This window comes from Curvibacter sp. EU05-FHT14A10 (genome assembly GCF_058791075.1).
Window position 1 is genome coordinate 62035 of the sequence record NZ_JBYTDE010000007.1, and the last position, 19926, is coordinate 81960.

Annotated in this window: 18 protein-coding genes; 13 read left to right on the forward strand and 5 right to left on the reverse strand. The window is 66.0% G+C overall.

Features of this window, described 5'->3' with window-relative positions:
* Positions 1–80: 80 nt before the first annotated feature.
* The 3 genes from AC3WUT_RS14880 (at position 81) to AC3WUT_RS14890 (ending at position 3469) form a co-directional block, all read left to right on the forward strand.
* Positions 81–1238, forward strand: coding sequence for a BMP family ABC transporter substrate-binding protein (locus AC3WUT_RS14880; protein ID WP_492347860.1), 1158 nt, complete (start codon positions 81–83; stop codon positions 1236–1238).
* A gap of 93 nt (positions 1239–1331) precedes the next feature.
* Positions 1332–2312: an aromatic ring-hydroxylating dioxygenase subunit alpha gene (locus AC3WUT_RS14885; protein ID WP_492347861.1), complete on the forward strand. Its 981-nt coding sequence runs from the start codon at positions 1332–1334 to the stop codon at positions 2310–2312.
* Between the two features lie 104 nt (positions 2313–2416).
* Positions 2417–3469: an adenosine deaminase gene (locus AC3WUT_RS14890; protein ID WP_492347862.1), complete on the forward strand. Its 1053-nt coding sequence runs from the start codon at positions 2417–2419 to the stop codon at positions 3467–3469.
* Here AC3WUT_RS14890 and AC3WUT_RS14895 read toward each other — a convergent pair.
* Positions 3429–4751 carry an MFS transporter gene (locus tag AC3WUT_RS14895; RefSeq protein WP_492347863.1) on the reverse strand — a complete coding sequence of 441 codons (1323 nt, stop codon included), beginning with the start codon at positions 4749–4751 and terminating at the stop codon, positions 3429–3431. The two genes, AC3WUT_RS14890 and AC3WUT_RS14895, sit on opposite strands and share 41 nt — an antisense overlap.
* Before the next feature lie 80 nt (positions 4752–4831).
* Here AC3WUT_RS14895 and AC3WUT_RS14900 point away from each other — a divergent pair, with 80 nt between their 5' ends.
* On the forward strand, positions 4832–5746 hold the full coding sequence (locus AC3WUT_RS14900; RefSeq protein ID WP_492347864.1) for a LysR substrate-binding domain-containing protein: 915 nt from the start codon (positions 4832–4834) through the stop codon (positions 5744–5746).
* On the opposite strand, the gene AC3WUT_RS14905 is transcribed toward AC3WUT_RS14900, so the two are convergent.
* Positions 5739–6965: an MFS transporter gene (locus AC3WUT_RS14905; RefSeq protein ID WP_492347865.1), complete on the reverse strand. Its 1227-nt coding sequence runs from the start codon at positions 6963–6965 to the stop codon at positions 5739–5741. The genes AC3WUT_RS14900 and AC3WUT_RS14905 overlap by 8 nt on opposite strands.
* 160 nt (positions 6966–7125) lie before the next feature.
* On the opposite strand from AC3WUT_RS14905, the gene AC3WUT_RS14910 reads away from it, so the two are divergent.
* Entirely contained in the window at positions 7126–8235 is a 1110-nt protein-coding gene (locus AC3WUT_RS14910) for a BMP family ABC transporter substrate-binding protein (RefSeq protein ID WP_492347866.1), read from the forward strand.
* 28 nt (positions 8236–8263) lie between these two features.
* Here the strand turns inward: AC3WUT_RS14910 and AC3WUT_RS14915 are convergent, their stop codons facing one another.
* Together AC3WUT_RS14915 and AC3WUT_RS14920 are read right to left on the reverse strand one after the other, a co-directional pair.
* Positions 8264–9901, reverse strand: a complete 1638-nt coding sequence (locus tag AC3WUT_RS14915; RefSeq protein WP_492347867.1) for a phospholipase D family protein — start codon at positions 9899–9901, stop codon at positions 8264–8266.
* A 49-nt stretch (positions 9902–9950) separates the two neighbouring features.
* Positions 9951–10436: an Lrp/AsnC family transcriptional regulator gene (locus AC3WUT_RS14920; RefSeq protein WP_492347868.1), complete on the reverse strand. Its 486-nt coding sequence runs from the start codon at positions 10434–10436 to the stop codon at positions 9951–9953.
* Between the two features lie 113 nt (positions 10437–10549).
* Here AC3WUT_RS14920 and AC3WUT_RS14925 point away from each other — a divergent pair, with 113 nt between their 5' ends.
* From AC3WUT_RS14925 to AC3WUT_RS14955, 7 genes are all read left to right on the forward strand, one after another.
* The gene (locus tag AC3WUT_RS14925; RefSeq protein WP_492347869.1) at positions 10550–12160 is read left to right on the forward strand and encodes an aminotransferase class V-fold PLP-dependent enzyme; all 1611 of its coding nucleotides are present in this window, start codon (positions 10550–10552) and stop codon (positions 12158–12160) included.
* A gap of 56 nt (positions 12161–12216) precedes the next feature.
* Positions 12217–13530 (forward strand): guanine deaminase, encoded by a 1314-nt coding sequence (guaD, locus tag AC3WUT_RS14930; RefSeq protein WP_492347870.1) that lies wholly within the window; start codon positions 12217–12219, stop codon positions 13528–13530.
* Between the two features lie 72 nt (positions 13531–13602).
* Positions 13603–14169: a dCTP deaminase gene (gene dcd, locus AC3WUT_RS14935; RefSeq protein WP_492347871.1), complete on the forward strand. Its 567-nt coding sequence runs from the start codon at positions 13603–13605 to the stop codon at positions 14167–14169.
* A complete protein-coding gene (locus tag AC3WUT_RS14940; protein WP_492347872.1) occupies positions 14166–14552 on the forward strand; it encodes a cupin domain-containing protein in 387 nt (128 codons plus the stop codon). The genes dcd and AC3WUT_RS14940 overlap by 4 nt, the downstream gene beginning before the upstream one ends.
* Positions 14553–14725: 173 nt before the next feature.
* Positions 14726–15004 carry a hypothetical protein gene (locus tag AC3WUT_RS14945; protein ID WP_492347873.1) on the forward strand — a complete coding sequence of 93 codons (279 nt, stop codon included), beginning with the start codon at positions 14726–14728 and terminating at the stop codon, positions 15002–15004.
* 168 nt (positions 15005–15172) lie between these two features.
* The gene (gene ypfJ / locus AC3WUT_RS14950; protein ID WP_492347874.1) at positions 15173–16051 is read left to right on the forward strand and encodes a KPN_02809 family neutral zinc metallopeptidase; all 879 of its coding nucleotides are present in this window, start codon (positions 15173–15175) and stop codon (positions 16049–16051) included.
* A 141-nt stretch (positions 16052–16192) separates the two neighbouring features.
* Positions 16193–17653: a DEAD/DEAH box helicase gene (locus AC3WUT_RS14955; protein ID WP_492347875.1), complete on the forward strand. Its 1461-nt coding sequence runs from the start codon at positions 16193–16195 to the stop codon at positions 17651–17653.
* A 54-nt stretch (positions 17654–17707) separates the two neighbouring features.
* Here the strand turns inward: AC3WUT_RS14955 and AC3WUT_RS14960 are convergent, their stop codons facing one another.
* Positions 17708–18541: a symmetrical bis(5'-nucleosyl)-tetraphosphatase gene (locus tag AC3WUT_RS14960; protein ID WP_492347876.1), complete on the reverse strand. Its 834-nt coding sequence runs from the start codon at positions 18539–18541 to the stop codon at positions 17708–17710.
* A gap of 24 nt (positions 18542–18565) precedes the next feature.
* Here AC3WUT_RS14960 and AC3WUT_RS14965 point away from each other — a divergent pair, with 24 nt between their 5' ends.
* The gene (locus tag AC3WUT_RS14965) at positions 18566–19864 is read left to right on the forward strand and encodes a hemolysin family protein (RefSeq protein ID WP_492347877.1); all 1299 of its coding nucleotides are present in this window, start codon (positions 18566–18568) and stop codon (positions 19862–19864) included.
* The last annotated feature ends 62 nt before the right edge of the window (positions 19865–19926 follow it).

Genomic DNA, 19926 nt, shown 5'->3' on the forward strand with positions numbered 1-19926 from the left:
CAAAGGTCTTGCTGTTTTGTTTTTCCTGACTGGATAATCAATTTTTCAACCCTCGTCACCGACCTCAACAAGGATTAGACATGACTGACCTGAACAAACGCTCCCTGCTCAAGGTAGCCGCCCTGTCTGCGGTTGCCGCAGCGGCCCTGGTGGGTTGCGGCAAGAAGGAAGAACCGGCACCGGCGCCCGCACCGGCTCCGGCCGCAGCACCGGCTCCCAAGCCCGAGCCGCTGAAGATCGCCTTCGCCTACGTCGGCCCGGTGGGTGACGGCGGCTGGTCCTTTGCCCATGACAACGGCCGCAAGGCGCTCGAAAAAGAATTCGGTGACAAGGTCCAGACCTCGTTCGTGGAAAGCGTGCCTGAATCGGCCGACGCCGAGCGCGTGTTGCGCGACATGGCCGGCCAGGGCAACAAGCTGATCTTCGGCACCACCTTTGGCTACATGGAAACCATGCTCAAGGTGGCCGCCGATACCCCGGACGTCAAGTTTGAACATGCCACCGGCTACAAGACCGCGCCCAACATGCGCACCTACGACAGCCGCACCTACGAAGGCGCCTACATGGCTGGCGTGATCGCCGGCGCCATGACCAAGACCAACACGCTGGGCGTGGTGGGCTCGGTGCCGATCCCTGAAGTGATCCGCAACATCAACAGCTTCACCCTGGGTGCCCAGAGCGTGAACCCGAAGATCAAGACCAAGGTGGTGTGGGTCAACGAGTGGTTCAGCCCGCCCAAGGAAACCGAAGCCGCCACCGCCCTGATCAACGGCGGCGCCGACATCCTGTTCCAGAACACCGACTCACCGGCCGTGCTCAAGACCGCCGAAGAAAAAGGCAAGCGCGCCTTCGGCTGGGATTCCGACATGACCGCCTACGGCCCCAAGGCCCACCTGGCTTCGTCGGTGATCAACTGGGGCCCGTACTACATCAAGGCCACCAAGGACGTGCTCGAAGGCAAGTGGGAAACCGGCCAAAGCTGGTGGGGTGTGAAGGAAGGCGCGATCGACCTGGTGTCGATTGCCGAAGACGTGCCCGCTGAAACCAAGGCCAAGATCGACGAGATCAAGAAGGGCCTGACCGACGGCAGCTTCGCGATCTGGAAGGGCCCGATCAAGGACCAGGCCGGCAAGGAACTGCTGAAGAAGGACGAAGTGGCCGACGACAAGTTCCTCGGTGGCATCAACTTCTACGTCAAGGGCGTGGAAGGCAAGGTGCCCGGCGGCGACAAGAAGTAAGCCCAAGCCTCCCGGGGTGAGCGCCCCGGGGTCTCAAGAGCTGCCCCTGGGCAGCTCTTTTTGATTGGGGCGTTGAAAAGTTCTGGAGTTGCAATGGAAAAGACACTTTGGCACCCGGTGGCACTGACCAGCGTGGTGCAGGCCGGCCCGGTGGCGGTGACGCTGTTGGAGCAATCGCTGGTGTTGTGGCGGGCCGCTGATGGCACGCTGCAGGCCTGGACGGATCGCTGTCCGCATCGGGGGGCCCGCTTGTCGCTCGGGCAGGTGCGCGATGGTCGGCTGGAATGCCCTTACCACGGCTGGCAGTTCGAGTCAGGCGGGCGCTGTGTGCAAGTGCCGGCCCTGCCTGAGTTCACCCCGCCGGCCTCGCACTGCGCCACCATCCATGCCTGCCGCGAAGCCCATGGCCTGGTCTGGGTGCGGCTTGACAGCTCGGGAGACGACCCAGGCCTGCCCCCGTTCGAGGCCGAAGCCGATGCGGGCCTGCGCAAGATGAACTGCGGGCCCTACGACGTGGCGGCCAGCGCCCCACGCATCGTCGAGAATTTTCTGGACATGGCGCATTTCTCATTTGTGCACGAGGGCTGGCTGGGCCTGCGCGCACGGCCCGAGATCGATGCCTACGAGGTGCACGACACCGACCGCGGCCTGCGTGCCACGGGCTGCAAAGCCTGGCAGCCCCAGTCCAACCTGCACTCCACCGCGCCGGCTCAGGTGGAATACAGCTACGAGGTGACCGACCCCTATTGCGCGTTGCTGATCAAGGTGCCCGAGGCCGGGACCACGACAGTGGCCGGGTGGCGTGAGTCGATTGCGCTCTACATCTGCCCCGTCACGCCTGAGTCCAGCCGGGTCTGGTTCCGTCTGGCGGTGGCCGACTTCGATTCGCCCGATGAGAAGCTGGCGGCTTTTCAGCACACCATCTTCACCCAGGATCAGCCGGTGCTCGAATCGCAGACCCCCAAGCGGCTGCCGCTGGACCTGCAGGCTGAGCGCCATGCCGCCACTGACCGCGTGTCGGTGGCCTATCGCCGCATGCTGGCCCGCCGTGGGGTGCGCTTCGGCGTGATCTGACCCAGCGCAAAGCCAGCGCAGGTGCCTGGGTGGCAGGGCGGGAAAACGCTCTGTTGCCGCCTGGGCGCTGTGGTAAAAAACTTCAAACTTCCCGGAAGGCCCCCATGTTCAAGATTCCCCACATCGCGCCGGCTCGCTTACCCGAGCTGCTGCGTCGCATGCCCAAGGCCGAGCTGCACATCCACATCGAGGGCTCGCTCGAGCCTGAGCTGATCTTCGCCCTGGCCCAGCGCAATGGCGTGAGCCTGCCCTATGCCGATGTCGAAAGCCTGCGCCGGGCTTATGCCTTCACCAACCTGCAGAGCTTTCTCGACATCTACTACGCTGGCGCCAGCGTGCTGCTGCAAGAGCAGGATTTCTACGACATGGCCTGGGCTTACCTGCAACGGGCCGCCGCCGACCACGTCGTGCATGCCGAGCTGTTCTTTGACCCGCAGACCCACACGGCCCGCGGCGTGCCCATGGCCACCGTGATCGGCGGTCTGCACCGGGCCTGCACCGATGCGGCCAGCCAGCTGGGGGTGGATGCCTCGCTGATTCTGTGCTTTCTGCGCCACCTCAGCGAGGACGACGCCCTGGCCACGCTGGAGCAGGCCTTGCCCTGGCGCGACCGTTTCATCGGCGTGGGCCTCGATTCGAGCGAGCTTGGGCACCCGCCCGAAAAGTTTGCCCGCGTGTTTGCGCGCTGCCGCGAACTGGGCCTGCGCCTGGTCGCCCATGCCGGCGAGGAAGGCCCGCCGGCCTACATCTGGAGCGCCCTCGATGTGCTCAAGGTCGAACGCATCGACCATGGTGTACAGGCCTTGCAAGACCCGGCCCTGATGCAGCGCCTGGCCCAGGACCGGATCCCGCTGACCGTGTGCCCCTTCTCCAACGTCAAGCTGTGCGTGTTCCCGGACCTGGCCAGTTCCAACCTGCGCCAACTGCTCGATGCGGGTCTGGTGGCCACCGTCAATTCGGACGACCCGGCCTACTTTGGCGGTTACCTGAACGACAACTTCGTGCAGACCTTCGCCGCCACCGGGCTGGACGCCCACCATGCCTACACGCTGGCACGCAACAGTTTCGAGGCCAGCTTTGTCACCGAAGCCCAGCGCCATGCCTGGGAGCATCAGCTCAAGGACGTGTTTCTGAGCTTCTCGGAAAACGATTACTGAACCTCGCCCCGGGCCGCAACAGCAAGGGGCCGGCCAAGGCCGCGCAGATGCTGGCGGCCAGCCACACTGCAGGCCAGCCCTGCCACTGCAGCAGGCCCGGCAGCACGCTGGGCGTGACAAAGCACACGACAAACACCCAGGTGTTGGCCAGGCCGAGTGCCGTGCCCGACTGGCGGGCCCCGGCCAGGGTGGCCAGTTCGGCATAGGCCACCCCGTGCCAGGCCGACACCACCAGGCCGGCCAACACCAGCCAGGCGGCCAGCAGCGGTTGAAGCGCCAGGGCCGGCAGCCCCCAGCCGGCGCCCGGCGAGGCCGGTTGCAGCGCACTCAGCAGCGCCAGACCCAGGAACACCGCGATCACCGCACCGACGCAGGCACGCAGGTAGGCCGGGCGGTTGCCCTGTCGATCGGTCCAGCGGCCGCTCCACACCCGCAAGCCCATGGCGCCCACCTGCACCAGGGCCATGGCCCCGGTGCAGGCCGGCAGGCTGAGGCCGCCAAAGTCGTGCAGGAAGACGGTACCGAAAGAGATCACGGCAAACTGCGGTGCGCACAGCAGGCCGATGCCCGTGGCCAGGCGCCACACCCGGTGGTCGTGCAGGGCGCCCGGGGGCGCTGTACAGGGGGTTGCGCCGGCGCTGGCAGGGGCTGGCGCGGAGCCGGCCGACCCAGGGGCGGGCTCGTGCACCCAGGCCGCACACAACAGGGCCGCGGCGCCACACAGGCCGGCCAGCACCCCGAACAGGCAGGCAAATCCGCCATGCCAGGCCAGCCAGGGCAGCAGCAAGGCCCCCACGCCGCCGCCCAGGGGCACAGCGGTCTGGCGGAGGCTCATGGCCAGGCCACGCTCGGTGGCCGGAAACCAGCCCATCACGGCCCGGCCGCTGGCGCCGTTGACGCTGCCCCCCAGCAATCCCACGACCAGCAGACCGCCACCCAGCCCCCACAAAGGGGCACCCGGTGTGGCCCAGCCGGCCAAAGCGAGCAAGGCCAACGCCGTGCTGCCCAGGCCTGCCAGCAGCACCGGGCGGTCGCCCAGCCGGTCGGTCAGCAGGCCCCAGGGCAGTTCGCTGAGCGCAATGCCCAGGCCCATCAAGCCCAGCATCAGCCCCAGCAAGGCGTTGTCGAGCTGGTAGGCCTGGCGCAGCAGCACGGCGGTCATGGGCAAGCCGCTGAAGGCCACTGAAAAGGCCGCATTGGCCGCCACCCCGGCGGCAAGCACCTTCCATCGGTGTTTTGGCGGGCGGTGGGCTTGTTGGGGCAGGGGAAGGAGGTAGGACATGGCCGGCAGTGTGGGCTGGCACAATGATTTTGAAAATCAGAAAATTCAGGATCAATTGTTTTGAAAAATGGGACGATCAAATGCCTCAAGCCTTGTTTGACCTGGACGTGCTGCGCACCTTCGTGACGGGCGTGCGCCTGGGCAGCTATGCCAAGGCCGCCGACCGCCTGGGCCGCTCGACGTCGGCGGTGAGTGCGCAACTCAAGAAGCTGGAGTCGCAGGCCGAGGCCGTGCTGTTTCGCAAGGCCGGTCGCGGCCTGGCCCTGACGGAGGCGGGCGAGACCTTGCTGGCCTATGCACAGCGCCTGATCGACCTGAACGACGAAGCTGGCGCAGCCTTGCGGGGCTTGAACCTGCAGGGCCAGGTGCGTCTGGGCCTGCAGGAGGAGTTTGGTGAGGTGCTGCTGCCCCAGGCGCTGGGGCGCTTTGCGCGGGCGCACCCACAGGTGCGCATCGAGGCCAGCATGATGCGTTGCGCTGGCTTGCGCGAGCGGCTGAGCCAGGGCCTGCTGGACCTGGCCCTGGTCTGGGAGACCGGGGATCAGCCCTGGTTGCCAGGGGCCGAGCGCTGGCTGGAGACGCCGCTGCTCTGGATTGGCCCGGTCGATGCCCATGGGGCCGAGCGCCCCGCCTGGTGGGGCGCCGATGCGGCTGGCTGGGGCAGTGATGAGCCCTTGCCCCTGGTGCTGCTGGACGAACCCTGCCCGGTGCGGCGCATGGCCATGGCGGCCCTGGATGCCCAAGGCACGGCCTGGCGTCATGCCTTTACCAGCGCCAGCCTGTCGGCCCTGTGGGCGGCCAGTTCGGCGGGGCTCGGGTTGACGGTGCGCACAGCCCTGGGTTGCCCGCCCGGTGTGCAAAGACTGGACGCAGCGGCTTGCGGCCTGCCCGCCTTGCCCCACATCAGCCTGGTGCTTTACCGGGGTGAGGCCCCGGTTTCGCCGGTGGTGGAGCAACTGGCGCGCTTGCTGCGCGAGGCCCTGCCGATCACTTGACGGGTGGGCGGACCTGGCCTTGGGTGCGCCAGTTCCACACCGCCCCCCATGCCAACAGCACGCTGGTGCCCAGGAACACCCAGCGCATGCCCAGGTGGCCGCCGATCAAGCCGCCCAACATGGGGCCGGTGACCTGTCCCGTGTACTGGGCCGAGGTGGAGTAACCCAGCATCTGGCCGGCCGTGCCTTCGGGCACGTTGTGCCGGATCACCGCGGCGATGCAGGGCAGCAGGCCGCCCAGTGACAGGCCCATGAGAAAGCGCAGCCCCACCAGTTGCCACGTGGCCGTGACGAAGGCCTGGGGCAGCAGCAGCAGGGCCGCCACCACCAGGCAGGCGATGACCACATTCCAGTGGCCCACCCGGTCGGCCAGGCGCCCCAGGTGCGAGGCGGACAGGATGCTGCCCAGGGCGGCGGCTGACATCACCAGGCCCGCGTGCAGGGTGACTTGGGCCGGGTCGGGCACCAGGGTGGCCACGTAGACGGTGATGATGGGCTCGATCGACATGTTGGCCAGCATCAGCAGCATGCCGGTGAACAGCATGGCCAGCAGCGGGCGCCGATCCGGAATGGCCTGCCAGCGGCTGGGGGCGCCGGCGGCGGGCCGAGCCGCTGGGCGCACGTCTTCGCGGATCAGGGTGCAGGTGGCGATGAAGGCCACGAAGATCACGGCCCCGGCGGCAAAGAAGGTCCAGCGGATGCCGATCCACTGGGGCAGCACGCCGCCCACCAGCGGGCCGACCAGGCTGCCTGCCATCACGGCCGATGACAGCGTGCCCAGGGCCCAGCCCGACTGGGCCTTGGGGGTCTGGGTGGCCACCATGACGGTCGAACCCGAGGCGTAGCCGCCCAGAAAGCCGGCCAGCAGGCGCAGCAGCACCAGTTGCCAGACGTTGCTGGCCAGCCCGATCAGGGCCATGGCCACGGCCATGCCCAGGCTGGCGCGGATCAGCATCAGTTTGCGGCCGTAGCGGTCGGCCAGCCGGCCCCAAAGCGGCGCCACCAGGGCGGCCGATAGAAACGAGGCCGCATAGGCCGCCCCCGACCACTGCACGATGGCGGCCGGGTCATGCACGCCCAGTTGCTCCACATACAGGGGCAGAAAGGGCAGCAGCAAGGTCATGGCCACGATGGTGGTGAAAGAGCCGAACATGCAGACCCAGAGGTTGCGTTTCCAGTGGGCTGAACCGGCCTGGGCCGATGGGGGTGGTGTGTTCATGCGGGCATTGTTCATGGCGGCGGCCCCCTTGTCTCTTGCCGCTTTGCGGGCTCAGCCATCGTGATCAGGGCGGACTTCCGGCGGGCCTTAGAATCACAGCCCCCAGCGGGTGTCCCGGCAGCTGGGGCTTTTGCATTCCGGGGCCATGTCGAGGAACACCATGTACAAAAACCTCGCCGCCAGGGGGCGCAGTGCGCTCCTGGCCGCCTGTTTTTCCATTCCCTTTGTCGTTCACCCGGCTGCTCAGGTGGCCCCCGCAGCGCCCCCTGTCAAGGCCGCCTTCGTCTATGTGACCCCCATCACCGAGGCCGGCTGGGTGCGCCAGCACGAGCAGGGGCGCCTGGCGGTTGAGGCCGCCCTGGGCGATCGTGTGAAGACCACTTTTGTGCAGGATGTGCCCGAGGGTGCGGATGCCGAGCGCGTGATCCGCGATCTGGCCCAGCAGGGAAACCAGATCATCTTCACGCCCAGCTTCGGCTACATGGAGCCCACGCTCAAGGTGGCTGCCGAGTTTCCACAGGTGAAGTTCGAATCCATCACGGGCTACAAGACGGCGGCCAATGTGGCGGTAGCCAATGCCCGCTACTACGAGGGCCGCTACCTGGCCGGCATCGCGGCCGGCCGCATGAGCAAGAGCCATGTGGCGGGCTATGTGGCGGGTTTCCCCATCCCCGAGGTCTTGCAGGGGCTGAACGCGTTCACGCTGGGCATGCGCTCGGTCGATCCGCAGGCCCGTGTCAAGGTGGTCTGGCTCAACGCCTGGTTCGACCCGCCGCGCGAGCGCGATGCGGCCATGACCTTGATGAACCAGGGCGCCGATGTGCTGGCTTTCCACACCGGCTCGACCGCGGTGATGGCGGCGGCTCAGGAGCGCGGCAAGCTGGCGGTGGCCTACCACTCGGACATGCGCAAGGTGGCGCCGCAGGCGCAGATCCTTGCCGTGACCCACGAATGGGGGGCTTACTACACCGCCCGGGTGAAGGCGGTGGCCGATGGCCGCTGGAAGCCCGCGGCCCTGTGGGGCGGGGTGCGCGAAGGCATGATCCGGGTCGGCGACTTTGGGCCCCAGGTGCCCGTGGCGGTGCAAAACGAGGTGCTGGCGCGCCAGAAGGACATGGCGGCTGGCCGGCTGCAGCCCTTCAAGGCCGGTGCCCAGCCGGTGCGCGACAACCAGGGGCACACCGTGATCGAGCCCGGCCAGGCCTTGAGCGATGAACAGATCCTGAATCTGAACTGGCTGGTCGAGGGCGTGCAGGGCAGCCTGCGCTGAGGATCAAGCGGGGGTATCCACCCGACCTTCAGAGTTCGCCCAGGGGCACCAGCGGCCCGAGCAGCCAGAGCTTGAAGCGCAGCCAGGGGCTGGTTTCGGGCTCTTCGGAGTGCACCGTCTCCTGGCCCTCGCCATTGCGTTCGATCCATTCGATGCTTTGTCCATCGGCCGCCAGACGCAGCTGGTAGACGCTGGCGAGGTCGCTCATGGCCTCCAACTGGGCGGCCATCTCGGGGCTGTCGATGATCAGGCCCAGTTCGGTGTTCAGGCGCACCGAGCGCGGATCCAGGTTCATCGATCCGAGGAACACCTGGCGGTGGTCGAGGATGGCGCTCTTCATGTGCAAAGCGCTCAGGCTCTTGCCGATCACGCCCAGGCGCCGGCGCTTGGCGCTCAGGCTGGGGCTGATCTCGAAGATCTCGACGCCCATCTTGAGCAAGGCCTGGCGCTGGCGCGAGTAGCCCACATGCACCCAGGGTTCGTCGGTGGCTGCCAGCGCGTTGGTCACCAGTTGCAGTCGCACCCCCTGCTGGCGCGCGTGGGCCAGGGATTGCAGGGCCGTGTCGTCGGGCACGAAGTAGGGCGAGGTCATCCTGAGCAACTGGCGGCTGGTGGTGAACCACTGGTAAGTGCCCTCGAACACCGTGCCGGTGATGGAGTGCTCGTGCTCGTTCACGCCGTCGGTCTTGCTCAGCGGGTCGACCAGCACCCGTGCCTGGGCCTGGAGCAGGGGCCCTAGCCGGCCGTCGGCCAGCTCGTAGGGCAGGTTGAGCATGTGGACCAGGGCCGGTGGCAGGTGGTCAAAAGGCAGGTCCAGGCCCGAGCCCTCGACCTGACCGTTGTCCGGCACCCGTCCCGTATCGGTGGGCGGGTGGGTCTTGGCGGTCAGGCGTTCGAATTGGGCACGGCGTTGCTCCGGGCTCAGTGGGCTGAAGGCGATCTGGTCCACGGGGTAGACGTGCTCGCTGTTCCAGTACAGGTCAAAGGCGTGCGAGAGTTCGCGCACCGCCGGGCCTGCCACGAAGGTGTCCATGTCGATGAAGTTGCTGCCCTCGGCATTGACCATGTACTCGTCGGCGATGTTGCGCCCGCCCGCCACCGCCGCCACGTTGTCGGCCACGAACAGCTTGTTGTGCATGCGCCGGTCCACGCGGCCGATGTCCAGCCCCGAACTGATGAAGCGCGTCAGCAGGTGGCCGCGCCCGCTGGGGAAGGGGTTGAACAGCCTCAGCTCCACGTTGGGGTGGGCCGCCAGGCCCAGCAGCAACTCGTCGGAACCTGCCGTGTGCAGGTCGTCCACCAGCACGCGCACGCGCACCCCGCGTGCGGCTGCGTCGCGCAGGGCGCGCATCAGGGTGCGGCCCGTGTGGTCGGATTGCAGCAGGTAATACTGAACATCCAGGCTGCGCGTGGCCAGCCGGCACAGGGCCAGCCGGGTGGCGAAGGAGTTGGGCCCGTAGGGCTGAAGCAGAAAGCCAGAACGTCCGTCATCGGGCAACTGCGCCTGGGTGATGCGGGCCAGCGGTGTGTCCTCGAACCCCTTGATGGCGTGGGTGGGTGGGGCTGGCGGCGGCTTGGGCAGGCTGGAGCAGGCGGACAACGCCGCCAGCACCAGCACAGGGCTCAGGATGCGCAGCAGCCAAAGGGTCAAAGGTCGGGTCGGCATGAAGAATGTTCTTGTTGAGCGTGGACTTTGCAGCAAGGAGGGCGCGCCATCAAGCACTGTCCTGGCGACCCGGCAGGGCCAGCGGCAAGGCGGTGCTGCTTTTGATCTGCTCCATCGAAAACGCCGAGGAAACCCCGCTGAGCTCACCCACCCGGATCAGCTTCTTGTAGAAGGCGTCGTAGCCCTCGATGCTGGTGGTCACCACCTTCAGCAGGTAGTCGACGTCGCCACTCATGCGGTGGAACTCCTGCACCTCAGGCAGGGCGGTGACGGCGGCGGCAAACTGCGCCAGCCAGCGTTCATCGTGCCGGGCAATGCGCAGGCTGACGAAGACCGTGATCGGCAGGCCCACCTTTTTGCGGTTGACGATGGCCACGCGGCGCTCCAGGTAGCCCTCGTCCTCCAGCCGCTTGACCCGCTTCCAGCACGGCGTGGAGGACAGGCCCACCTGCTCTCCGAGTTGGGCGATGGACAGGCTGCCGTCGTGTTGCAAGGCGTCCAGCAGTTGAAGGTCGATGCGGTCCAGTGGGTTCATCTTGTTTTTTGGTTTGAAATTAGGAAAATTTTCTATCAAAACCCAATTCTTGGGGGATTTTTGGAATGTTTTTCAAAGAGCGAATCTCTAGACTTTCAGCCTTCAGTCACCTCTTGCAACCCCGCTCCCGCCCCATGAATCTGGACCTGCCCGCCGAGCTCTACCTTGATTTCAACGCCACCAGCGCCGTGCTGCCCGAGGCCGCCGCTGCCGCCCAGGCCACCATGCTGAGCGCCTACGGCAACCCCAGCAGCACCCATGCCCTGGGCTTGAGGGCGCAGACCCTGCTCAGCCAGGCCCGGCAACGGGCGCGCGAGGTGTTGGGAGCGACTACAGGGCACTTGCTGTTCACCAGCGGCGCCACTGAGGGCATCCAGACCGCGGTGCTGTCGGCCCTGTGCGGCCTGCGTGACCGACTTCGCCAGGGCCTGCCGGCGGGTCGGGTGCTGTTGTATGGCGCCACCGAGCACAAGGCCGTGCCCGAGGCCCTGGCGCATTGGAACCAGGTGCTGGGTCTGGGTTTTGAAGTGCGCGCCTTGCCCGTGGATGCGCGTGGGCGGCACGATCTGGCGGCCTTGCGTGTCGCCTTGCCCCAGGTGGGGCTGCTGTGCACCATGGCGGCCAACAACGAGACCGGCGTGGTGAGTGACCTGGCCGGCATCGAGGCGGTATTGGAGGAGGCCGGCAGCCCTGCGCTGTGGCTGGTCGATGGGGTGCAGGCGCTGGGCAAGCTGCCGCTGAACCTGGCCGCCAGCCGCATCGACTACGCCCCGTTTTCTGGCCACAAATTGCATGCGCCCAAGGGGGTGGGCCTGCTGTACGTGCGTGAGGGCAGCCCCTTCACCCCCCTGATCGCCGGGGGTGGCCAGGAGGGCGGCGCCCGGTCGGGTACCGAGAACATGCCCGGCATCGCCGCCCTGGGGGCTGTGCTGGCGGCCTTGCAGCGGGGGAACACCTTTTGCCCGCCCGCGCGCTTGAAGGCCTACCGTGAACGCGTGTGGCAGGCCCTGCAGGCGGCATTCCCGGGCGTGGTCCTGAATGCCGCCCTAGAAGACAGCCTGCCCACCACGCTCAATTTCTCCTGGCCCGGTGTGCCGGCACAGCGCTTGATGAGTGCCCTGGAAGCCGCAGGCCTGATGGTGAGTGCCGGCAGCGCCTGCTCGGCGGCCCAGGCCAAGCCCAGTGCCGTGCTGGCGGCGATGGGCTGGCCGGCATCGCGCAGCACGGCCTCGGTTCGACTGTCTCTGGGCTTGCTGGTGGATGAGACTTTCGTGAATCAGGTTTGTGAGCGCCTGCTCGCCTGCGGCGCCGCTCTGCAAGGGGCAGGGCTGCCAGAAGACGATCAGACTGCACCTGCTCCTGCAGGTCTTGCCGAGGCCTTGTGCGTGGCACCTGAAGCCTTGGCGGATTGGCTGGCCCGCCATCCACAAGCCCGCCTGGTGGATGTGCGCGACCCCCACGAGCACCAGGCCAGCGGCCTGACCCGCATGGCCGGCCGGCCAGTGCAGTCGGTGCCCTTGAGTCAACTGGCACAGGTGCTGCCGGGGTGGCTGGAGGCGTCGCCGCCGCTGTTGTTTCTGTGCCGCAGCGGGGCTCGCAGTCAGCGGGCCGCCGCACAGGCATTGGCCTGTGGCCATGTCGAGGTCGGCCAACTGGCGGGTGGCCTGGTTGCCCTGGCGGGCCTGGCGCAACAGCGTTCTGCGGGCATGCCGCTGTCGCGATAGCGGTTATGGCACCTGCCATATGGGCGCCCCGGGGCCTGCGGGTATGCTGCGGCCCCATGAAAGCACACCGCGCCGCCATCCTCCGCTTTGCCGATGACCGTTCTGCCGTCTATGAAGAAGACGGCCTGCTGGTGATCGGCCCCGACGCCCAGGGCCGCCCCGTGGTACGGGCCGTGGGCTCGTACCGCGAGCTGATCGACCGTTACCCGGGCGTGGTGGTGACCCATCACCCGGGCCGCATCCTGGCGCCGGGTTTTGTCGATCTGCACATCCACTGCCCCCAGACCGACGTGATCGGCTCGCCCGCCGAGGGGCTGCTGCCCTGGCTGGAGAACTACACCTTTCCTCACGAATCGCGCTTTCACGACGGCGACTACGCCACCGAGGTGGCGGGCTTCTTCCTCGACGAGTTGCTGCGCCATGGGGTGACGACGGCACTGGCCTTTGCCACCTCGCACCCGACCTCGGTCGATGCCCTGTTCGAGCAGGCCCGCCAGAGGCAGATGCGCTTCATCACCGGCAAGGTGTTGCAAGATCGCTTCTCGCCCGACGGCGTGCGCGATCAGACCGAACAGAGCCTGATCGATACCGAAGACCTGATCCGCCGCTGGCATGGCGTGGACCGGTTGGGCTATGCCATCACGCCGCGCTTTGCCCCGACCAGCACGCCCGCCCAGCTGCGGGGCGCCGGCGAGCTGGCCGCCCGCTATCCGGAGGTCTGGGTGCAGTCCCATGTGGCCGAAAACAAGGCCGAGATCGCCTGGGCCCGCGAGCTGTTTCCCGAGTCGCGCAGCTACCTGGGCACCTATGCCGATTTCGGCCTGATGCGGGAGCGTGCCATCTACGCCCATTGCATCCACTTTGATGACGATGACCGTGCCTTGATGCGCGAAACCGGGGCGGCCGCCGCCATCAGCCCGACCAGCAACCTGTTCCTGGGCAGCGGATTCTTCGACTACGAAGGCGCCGATCGGGTCGGTTACCGATATGGCCTGGCCAGTGATGTGGGCGGAGGCACCTCGTTCAGCCCGTTCCACACCATGCTGGCGGCCTATTACGTGGGCCGCGAGGGGCAGACCAAGCCCGGGCTGTCGCTCAGCCCGCAGCAATTGTGGTGGCAGCACACGGCCGGTGCGGCCCAGGCGCTGGGCCTGGGCGGGGTGGCCGGAGCCCCCGCCATCGGCAACCTGCAGCCCGGCAGCGACGCCGATTTCGTGCTGTTGAACCCCCGGGCCACCCCGCTGCTGGCGCGCAAGACGGCCCAGGCGCGCAACCTGGATGAACTGCTGTTTGCCCTGATCGTGCTGGGTGACGACCGCCTCATCGAGCAGACCTTCGTGGCCGGCCAGGCGGCCCTGGCCCAGGCGTGATCCCCCACGGGCTGCCCTACAATGGGCCGCCCAACGCCTGGCTTGCGCCAGGGCGGGCAACGGAGCATTCCCATGAGCATCAAGAGCGATAAATGGATTCGGCGCATGGCCGAGCAGCACAGCATGATCGACCCCTTCGAGCCGGGTCAGATCCGTGAGCAGGAGGGTCGCAAGATCATCAGCTACGGCACCAGCAGTTATGGCTACGACATCCGCTGCGCCCCTGAATTCAAGGTGTTCACCAACATCCACAGCACGGTCGTCGACCCGAAAAACTTCGATGAAAAGAGCTTTGTCGATTTCGAGGGTGACTCGTGCATCATCCCGCCCAACAGTTTTGCCCTGGCCCGCACGGTCGAGTACTTCCGCATCCCGCGCAATGTGCTGACCATCTGCCTGGGCAAAAGCACCTATGCCCGCTGCGGCATCATCGTCAACGTGACCCCCTTCGAGCCCGAATGGGAGGGCTATGTGACGCTGGAGTTCTCCAACACCACACCGCTGCCCGCCCGCATCTATGCCGGTGAGGGTTGCGCCCAGGTGCTGTTCTTCGAGAGCGACGAGGTCTGCGAGGTCAGCTACAAGGACCGTGGCGGCAAGTACCAGGGTCAGCATGGCGTGACCCTGCCACGCGCTTGAGCACCCCCAAGCTGTCGCTGTTGCAGACCACCGGCTACACGCTGGAGTCGGCCGGGGCGCCCGAACTTTCCCGGCCCCGACCCGAGCGCCTGGAGGAGGGCAACCCTCTGCGCGAAACCTGGACGGCCGTGACCGCCCCGGTGGGCCAGGCCAGTGCCCTGAGTAGCGGGCTCTGGCGTTGCGAGCCGGGCCGTTGGCGCATCGAGTTCGGCGCGCACCAGCAGGAGGTCTTCACCGTGCTGTCGGGGCGCTGCCGTGTGCATGATCGCCTGGGCACCTGGCGCGAGGCCGGTCCCGGTGACAGCCTGCACATTCCGGCGGATTTTCAGGGGGCTTTCGAAGTCCTGGAGACGGTCACCAAGGCCTGGGTGATCCTCGACTGATTCTGGGCGGGCACCAGGCCAGACGAGCCGGGATTTGGACGGTTTCCATGTTGGTGCCAGCGGCGTTTGTGTCATCTGCTGGACATTTCGCACGGGGGGATGGGCTTCCGTCCTACAGCCCGGAAATATCTGCTTACCTACGATTTCCTGTCACCCAACAGGAGCGCAGTGTCATGAAAAATTCTTCCAGTCCCACGATCCGCTGGACTCAATGGCTGGACCTGCCCATCCTGATTGCCGTTGGGGGCGTGCTGGCTGTCCTGGTCATGATCGAGGTGCTGAGTCGCGGTGGCTTGCTGTACAGCGCCAGCCCGCAAGAGGACGATGCCTTTGCCCCGGCACCGGCCGCCTGGGTGCAGCAGCGAGAACTGTCGGCCATGTGCGGCAGCGTGCCGGGGCGCCCCGTGCACCCGGCCTGCGAGAGCCCGAGCACCCCGCGCCGCAATCCCTGACGCCGGACGCCCTGATACCGGGGCTGTGGCCTTGGCGCCCGCCCGATCGCCGAGTGCTCCGCAGGCGGGCCCCATGCCGTGCCATTTTTCACGCTACCTCATCCCTTTTGAGGACGGCTCCCAGGTAGCATCCGTCCTGACTGCCGTTGATCGGCTTGGGAGTGCCGCATGAAATGGGAAGACCAGAGAAGTTCCAGCAACGTTGAAGACCGCCGTGACGAGCCTGCCTCGGGTGGGGGCGGCTTTTCTTTAGGGGGCGGACGCCTGGGTCTGGGCACCGTGCTGGTGGTGCTGGCCGTGGGCTGGTTCATGGGCATCAACCCGCTCACTCTGCTGGGTCTGCTCGAGGGCGGTGCACCCAGCCAGAGCGCGGCCCCCGCCGCCAGCCATGCCCCACCTGCTGACGACCGCTTGGCCCGTTTCGTCTCCGTGGTGCTGGCCGATACCGAAGACGTGTGGAAAGACATCTTCCAGCACTCTGGCGGCCAGTACCGAGAGCCTCGGCTGGTGCTCTTCCGGGGCAGCACGCCGACATCGTGTGGCCAAGGGCAGGCAGCCATGGGTCCGTTTTATTGCGCGGCAGACCAGAAGGTCTACATCGATCTCGATTTTTATGAGATTTTGCGTACCCGCCTGGGCTCGCCAGGCGATTTTGCCCAGGCCTATGTGATCGCCCACGAGGTGGGGCATCACGTGCAGCACCTGTTGGGCATCAGCCAGAAGCTCGACGAGGCCCGTGGCCGTGTCAGCCCGGAGCGTTACAACGCGTTGAGCGTGCGGTTGGAGCTGCAGGCGGATTGTCTGGCCGGGGTGTGGGCTCAGCATGCCGATCAAAGCCGACACATTCTGGAGGCTGGCGACATCGAGTCGGCGATGAACGCCGCGGCACACATCGGCGACGATGCCTTGCAAAAGGCGGCAGGCCGTGCGGTGGTGCCGGAAAGCTTCACGCACGGCAGCAGTGCCCAGCGTCAGCGCTGGTTTGCCACAGGGCTGCGCGAGGGCACGGTGCGCGCCTGCGACACCTTCAGTGCCCGTAACCTCTAGACCACAGGCCGATGAGCCTTGACCTGACTCAGCAGGCCGCTATCAATTTCATGGCATTCAAGGTGGCGAAACCACTTTTTGGGCCGCAAAAATACGCCGCATTACCGGGTTTTCCCCGCCGGTGCGACAATACAAGGCTTCATGACGACATCATTCTCACATTTATCGCTCGCTGAGCCCCTGGCTCGCGCCGTGGCCGAGATGGGCTACGAGTCCATGACCCCCATCCAGGCTCAGGCCATTCCGGTGGTGCTCACGGGCAAAGACGTGATGGGGGCCGCACAGACTGGCACCGGCAAGACGGCGGCGTTCTCCCTGCCTTTGCTGCAGCGACTGCTCAAGCACGAAAACAGTTCGACGTCTCCTGCCCGCCACCCCGTGCGTGCCCTGGTGCTTTTGCCCACGCGCGAATTGGCCGATCAGGTGGCCCAGCAGGTCAAGCTCTATGCCAAGTACACCCAGTTGCGCAGCGCGGTGGTGTTTGGCGGCATGGACATGAAACCCCAGACGGCAGAGCTCAAGCGCGGTGTCGAAGTTCTGGTGGCCACGCCAGGGCGTCTGCTTGATCACATCGAGGCCAAGAACGCGGTGCTGAACCAGGTCGAGTACGTGGTGCTGGACGAGGCGGACCGGATGCTGGACATCGGTTTCCTGCCTGACCTGCAGCGCATCCTGAGCTACCTGCCCAAGCAACGCACCACCTTGCTGTTCTCGGCCACCTTCTCGCCTGAGATCAAGCGGTTGGCCAGCAGCTACCTGCAAGACCCGGTCACGATCGAGGTGGCTCGCTCGAACGCCACGGCATCGACCGTGGAGCAGCATTTTTATGGCGTGAACGACGACGACAAGCGCCGTGCCCTGCACCAGGTGCTGCGTCGGCAAGGCATCAAGCAAGCCTTTGTTTTCGTGAACAGCAAGCTGGGTTGTGCCAGGTTGGCCCGTTCGCTGGACCGAGATGGTCTGAAGACGGCCGCGTTGCACGGTGACAAAAGCCAGGACGAGCGCTTGAAGGCCCTTGACGCCTTCAAGAAGGGTGAAGTCGATTTGCTGGTGTGCACGGACGTGGCGGCCCGAGGCCTCGACATCAAGGACGTGCCGGCGGTGTTCAACATGGACATCCCTTTCAACGCCGAAGACTACGTGCACCGCATCGGCCGGACCGGTCGGGCGGGTGCTTCGGGTCTGGCCGTGAGCTTTGTGGGCGGCAACAACGATGCCCGTCTGGTGGCTGACATCGAGAAGCTGATCAAAAAGAAGATCGAAGTCGAGGCCCTGGAATACGACGAAGACCGTCCTCGCGAGCGCATCAACGAAGGGCGCCGCATGTACCAGCAAGGCGAAGGTCGTCCTGCTCCGCGTGAACGTGAACGCGAGCGCACCGAGGCAACGGCCGAAGGCTATGGCCGTGAGCGCCGTTCCTATCGCACCCATTCTGCGCCGCGGGATCCGTTTTTTGACCAGCCTTATCAGGCCCCGGTGGTCGATGCAGCACCTGCCTGGGAGGCCGCTGCCAAGGCGCCTGCCAGGGCGATTTCGTCGAACATCAAGCCCAAGCGCAAGGTGGCTGCGTTGTTCAAGGCGGCTGATCCGGTGGTTTCCTGATCTCAGCGCCGGGCTTCTGGCCTTTGGCGAGGCTCAAGCCCGGTAGGAATGCCCTCAACGCCCGGGTTTCTGAGCGGGCGGGCATTTCACCTGGATCAATTCCCGATCTTCTGGTCGCTTGCCCAGGCGCACAGCGCTCAGGCAGCCACCCCAGACGCAGCCCGTGTCCAGTGACAGCAGATGGGGGCGATTCTGCCAACCCAGGGTGGACCAATGGCCGAAGGCCACCAAGGTGTCTGCAGTAGCCCTTCCCGGCACGTCGAACCAAGGCAGGTAGCCGGGTGGCCCTCCCTCCGCACTTTCGGTGCTGGCGAATTCCATTTCTCCCTGAGGTGTGCAAAAACGCAGTCGAGTGAGCGCGTTGACGATGATGCGCAGGCGGTCGTGACCGCGCAGGCCATCACGCCATCCCAGGGGCAGGTTGCCGTACATGTTCTGCAGAAAATCAAGCCAGTCCGGGCCGCTCAGCATTTGCTGAACCTCAGCGGCCAGGGCCATGACCTGGGTCGGTGTCCAACTGGGCAGCACCCCGGCGTGGAACATCAGCACCCCGTTCTCATGGCGCGCCAGGGGCTGGCGGCGCACCCAGTCGATCAGGGTGGCACGGTCGTCGGCCTGGAGGAGGGTCTGGAGGGTGTCTTTGCGACCGGGCGGGCGAAGACCCTGCGCTGCAGCCAGCAAGTGCAGGTCGTGGTTGCCCAGCAGGCAACGGGCAGCGTCGTCCAGTTTCATCAGGCGCCGCAGCACCCCGGCCGAGTCGGGACCCCGGTTGACCAGGTCGCCCAACAGATAAATCGTGTCACGGCTGGGTGAGAAACCCAGCGTGTCCAGCAGACGTCCCAGGGCATCGTTGCAGCCCTGGACATCACCAATCAAGTACATTGCCATGGTGTTGATTCTCCACTCCCCTGCATGGATTTCCTGCTGATTGCCCTGCTGACCCTGCTCAATGCAGTGTTCGCCATGTCCGAGATGTCCCTGGCATCGAGTCGCAAAGCCCGTTTGACCGCCATGGCCGAGGCGGGCGACAAGGGGGCCGCCACGGCACTCGCCTTGCTTGACAATCCGACCCAGTTTCTGTCGTCGGTCCAGGTCGGCATCACCTCGATCGGGATGCTCAACGGCATTTTGGGCGAGGCCGCTTTCAGCGATCGTCTGGCCCATTGGCTGGTGAGCTGGAACATGCCTGAGGGCGTTGCCGGTGTCACGGCGACCGCGGTGGTGGTGACCGTGATCACCTTCATCACCATCGTGTTTGGTGAACTGGTGCCCAAGCGCATCGGCCAGCTGTATCCGGAGACGGTGGCCCGTTGGATTTCGCGCCCCATGTCCTGGGTGGCGGTCGGGGCCAAGCCCTTTGTGCGTCTTCTGTCGCTCAGTACCCATGCGGTGTTGCGCTTGCTGCGGGTCGATGATTCGGGAGGGCGCTCTGTCACCGAAGAGGAAATCGTGGCCAGCCTCGAAGAAGGGCTGGACGCCGGGGTCATTGAAGAGCACGAGCATCAGATGGTGCAGAACGTGTTTCGCCTGGATGACCGGCCCCTGACGTCGATGATGTTGCCCCGGGCCGAGATCGACTGGTTGGAGGCCCAAGATACGGTGGCACAGTGCCTGCAAAGGATTCGCGGTGCAGGCGCGCTGAGCAGTCACTCCTGGTACCCCGTCTGCCGTGGTTCGCTGGACGACGTGGTGGGGCTGATCAGCGTGGCGTCGTTGCTGGAACTGGGGCCGGACCACGTCGGCCCCATCGAGGCCCATGCCTTGCCGGCGGCCTTTCTGCCCGAAACCCTCAGCGGCATGGAATTGCTTGAGCAGTTCCGGGCCCGCGCGGCCCGCATGGTGCTGGTGGTGGACGAATATGGGGTGGTACAAGGCTTGATGACTCCGCACGATGTGCTCGAAGCCATCACCGGCGAACTGCAACCCTTGGCCCAGGCCGATGCCTGGGCCGTGCGCCGCGAGGGAGGATCGTGGCTGTTGGATGGCCTGATGCCCGTGGATGAATTGCGGGCTCGATTGGATATTCGCGAATTGCCCGATGAAGAGCGCGGCCGCTACAACACCCTGGCAGGCCTGCTGATGTTTGAATCCGGTCATTTGCCTGCGACGGGTGAACGGATCGAGTGTGCTGGCTGGATTTTTGAAGTCGTCGATCTTGATGGCCGAAGAATTGACAAAGTTCTGGCCTGGCCCCTGGGTACCAGCCCCTGAGTGCCTGGGCATTTGGCCGCGTTGTCGGCGCTTCAATAATCAGGTGCCTGTGTCTGCTTCGT

What these genes read in the sequence shown, in the direction of transcription:
- AC3WUT_RS14880 (WP_492347860.1), top strand. Translation starts at nt 81, where the DNA reads ATGACTGACCTGAACAAACGCTCCCTGCTCAAGGTAGCCGCCCTGTCT.
- AC3WUT_RS14885 (WP_492347861.1), top strand. Translation starts at nt 1,332, where the DNA reads ATGGAAAAGACACTTTGGCACCCGGTGGCACTGACCAGCGTGGTGCAG.
- AC3WUT_RS14890 (WP_492347862.1), top strand. Translation starts at nt 2,417, where the DNA reads ATGTTCAAGATTCCCCACATCGCGCCGGCTCGCTTACCCGAGCTGCTG.
- AC3WUT_RS14895 (WP_492347863.1), bottom strand. Translation starts at nt 4,751, where the DNA reads ATGTCCTACCTCCTTCCCCTGCCCCAACAAGCCCACCGCCCGCCAAAA.
- AC3WUT_RS14900 (WP_492347864.1), top strand. Translation starts at nt 4,832, where the DNA reads ATGCCTCAAGCCTTGTTTGACCTGGACGTGCTGCGCACCTTCGTGACG.
- AC3WUT_RS14905 (WP_492347865.1), bottom strand. Translation starts at nt 6,965, where the DNA reads ATGAACACACCACCCCCATCGGCCCAGGCCGGTTCAGCCCACTGGAAA.
- AC3WUT_RS14910 (WP_492347866.1), top strand. Translation starts at nt 7,126, where the DNA reads ATGTACAAAAACCTCGCCGCCAGGGGGCGCAGTGCGCTCCTGGCCGCC.
- AC3WUT_RS14915 (WP_492347867.1), bottom strand. Translation starts at nt 9,901, where the DNA reads ATGCCGACCCGACCTTTGACCCTTTGGCTGCTGCGCATCCTGAGCCCT.
- AC3WUT_RS14920 (WP_492347868.1), bottom strand. Translation starts at nt 10,436, where the DNA reads ATGAACCCACTGGACCGCATCGACCTTCAACTGCTGGACGCCTTGCAA.
- guaD (WP_492347870.1), top strand. Translation starts at nt 12,217, where the DNA reads ATGAAAGCACACCGCGCCGCCATCCTCCGCTTTGCCGATGACCGTTCT.
- dcd (WP_492347871.1), top strand. Translation starts at nt 13,603, where the DNA reads ATGAGCATCAAGAGCGATAAATGGATTCGGCGCATGGCCGAGCAGCAC.
- AC3WUT_RS14945 (WP_492347873.1), top strand. Translation starts at nt 14,726, where the DNA reads ATGAAAAATTCTTCCAGTCCCACGATCCGCTGGACTCAATGGCTGGAC.
- ypfJ (WP_492347874.1), top strand. Translation starts at nt 15,173, where the DNA reads ATGAAATGGGAAGACCAGAGAAGTTCCAGCAACGTTGAAGACCGCCGT.
- AC3WUT_RS14955 (WP_492347875.1), top strand. Translation starts at nt 16,193, where the DNA reads ATGACGACATCATTCTCACATTTATCGCTCGCTGAGCCCCTGGCTCGC.
- AC3WUT_RS14960 (WP_492347876.1), bottom strand. Translation starts at nt 18,541, where the DNA reads ATGGCAATGTACTTGATTGGTGATGTCCAGGGCTGCAACGATGCCCTG.
- AC3WUT_RS14965 (WP_492347877.1), top strand. Translation starts at nt 18,566, where the DNA reads ATGGATTTCCTGCTGATTGCCCTGCTGACCCTGCTCAATGCAGTGTTC.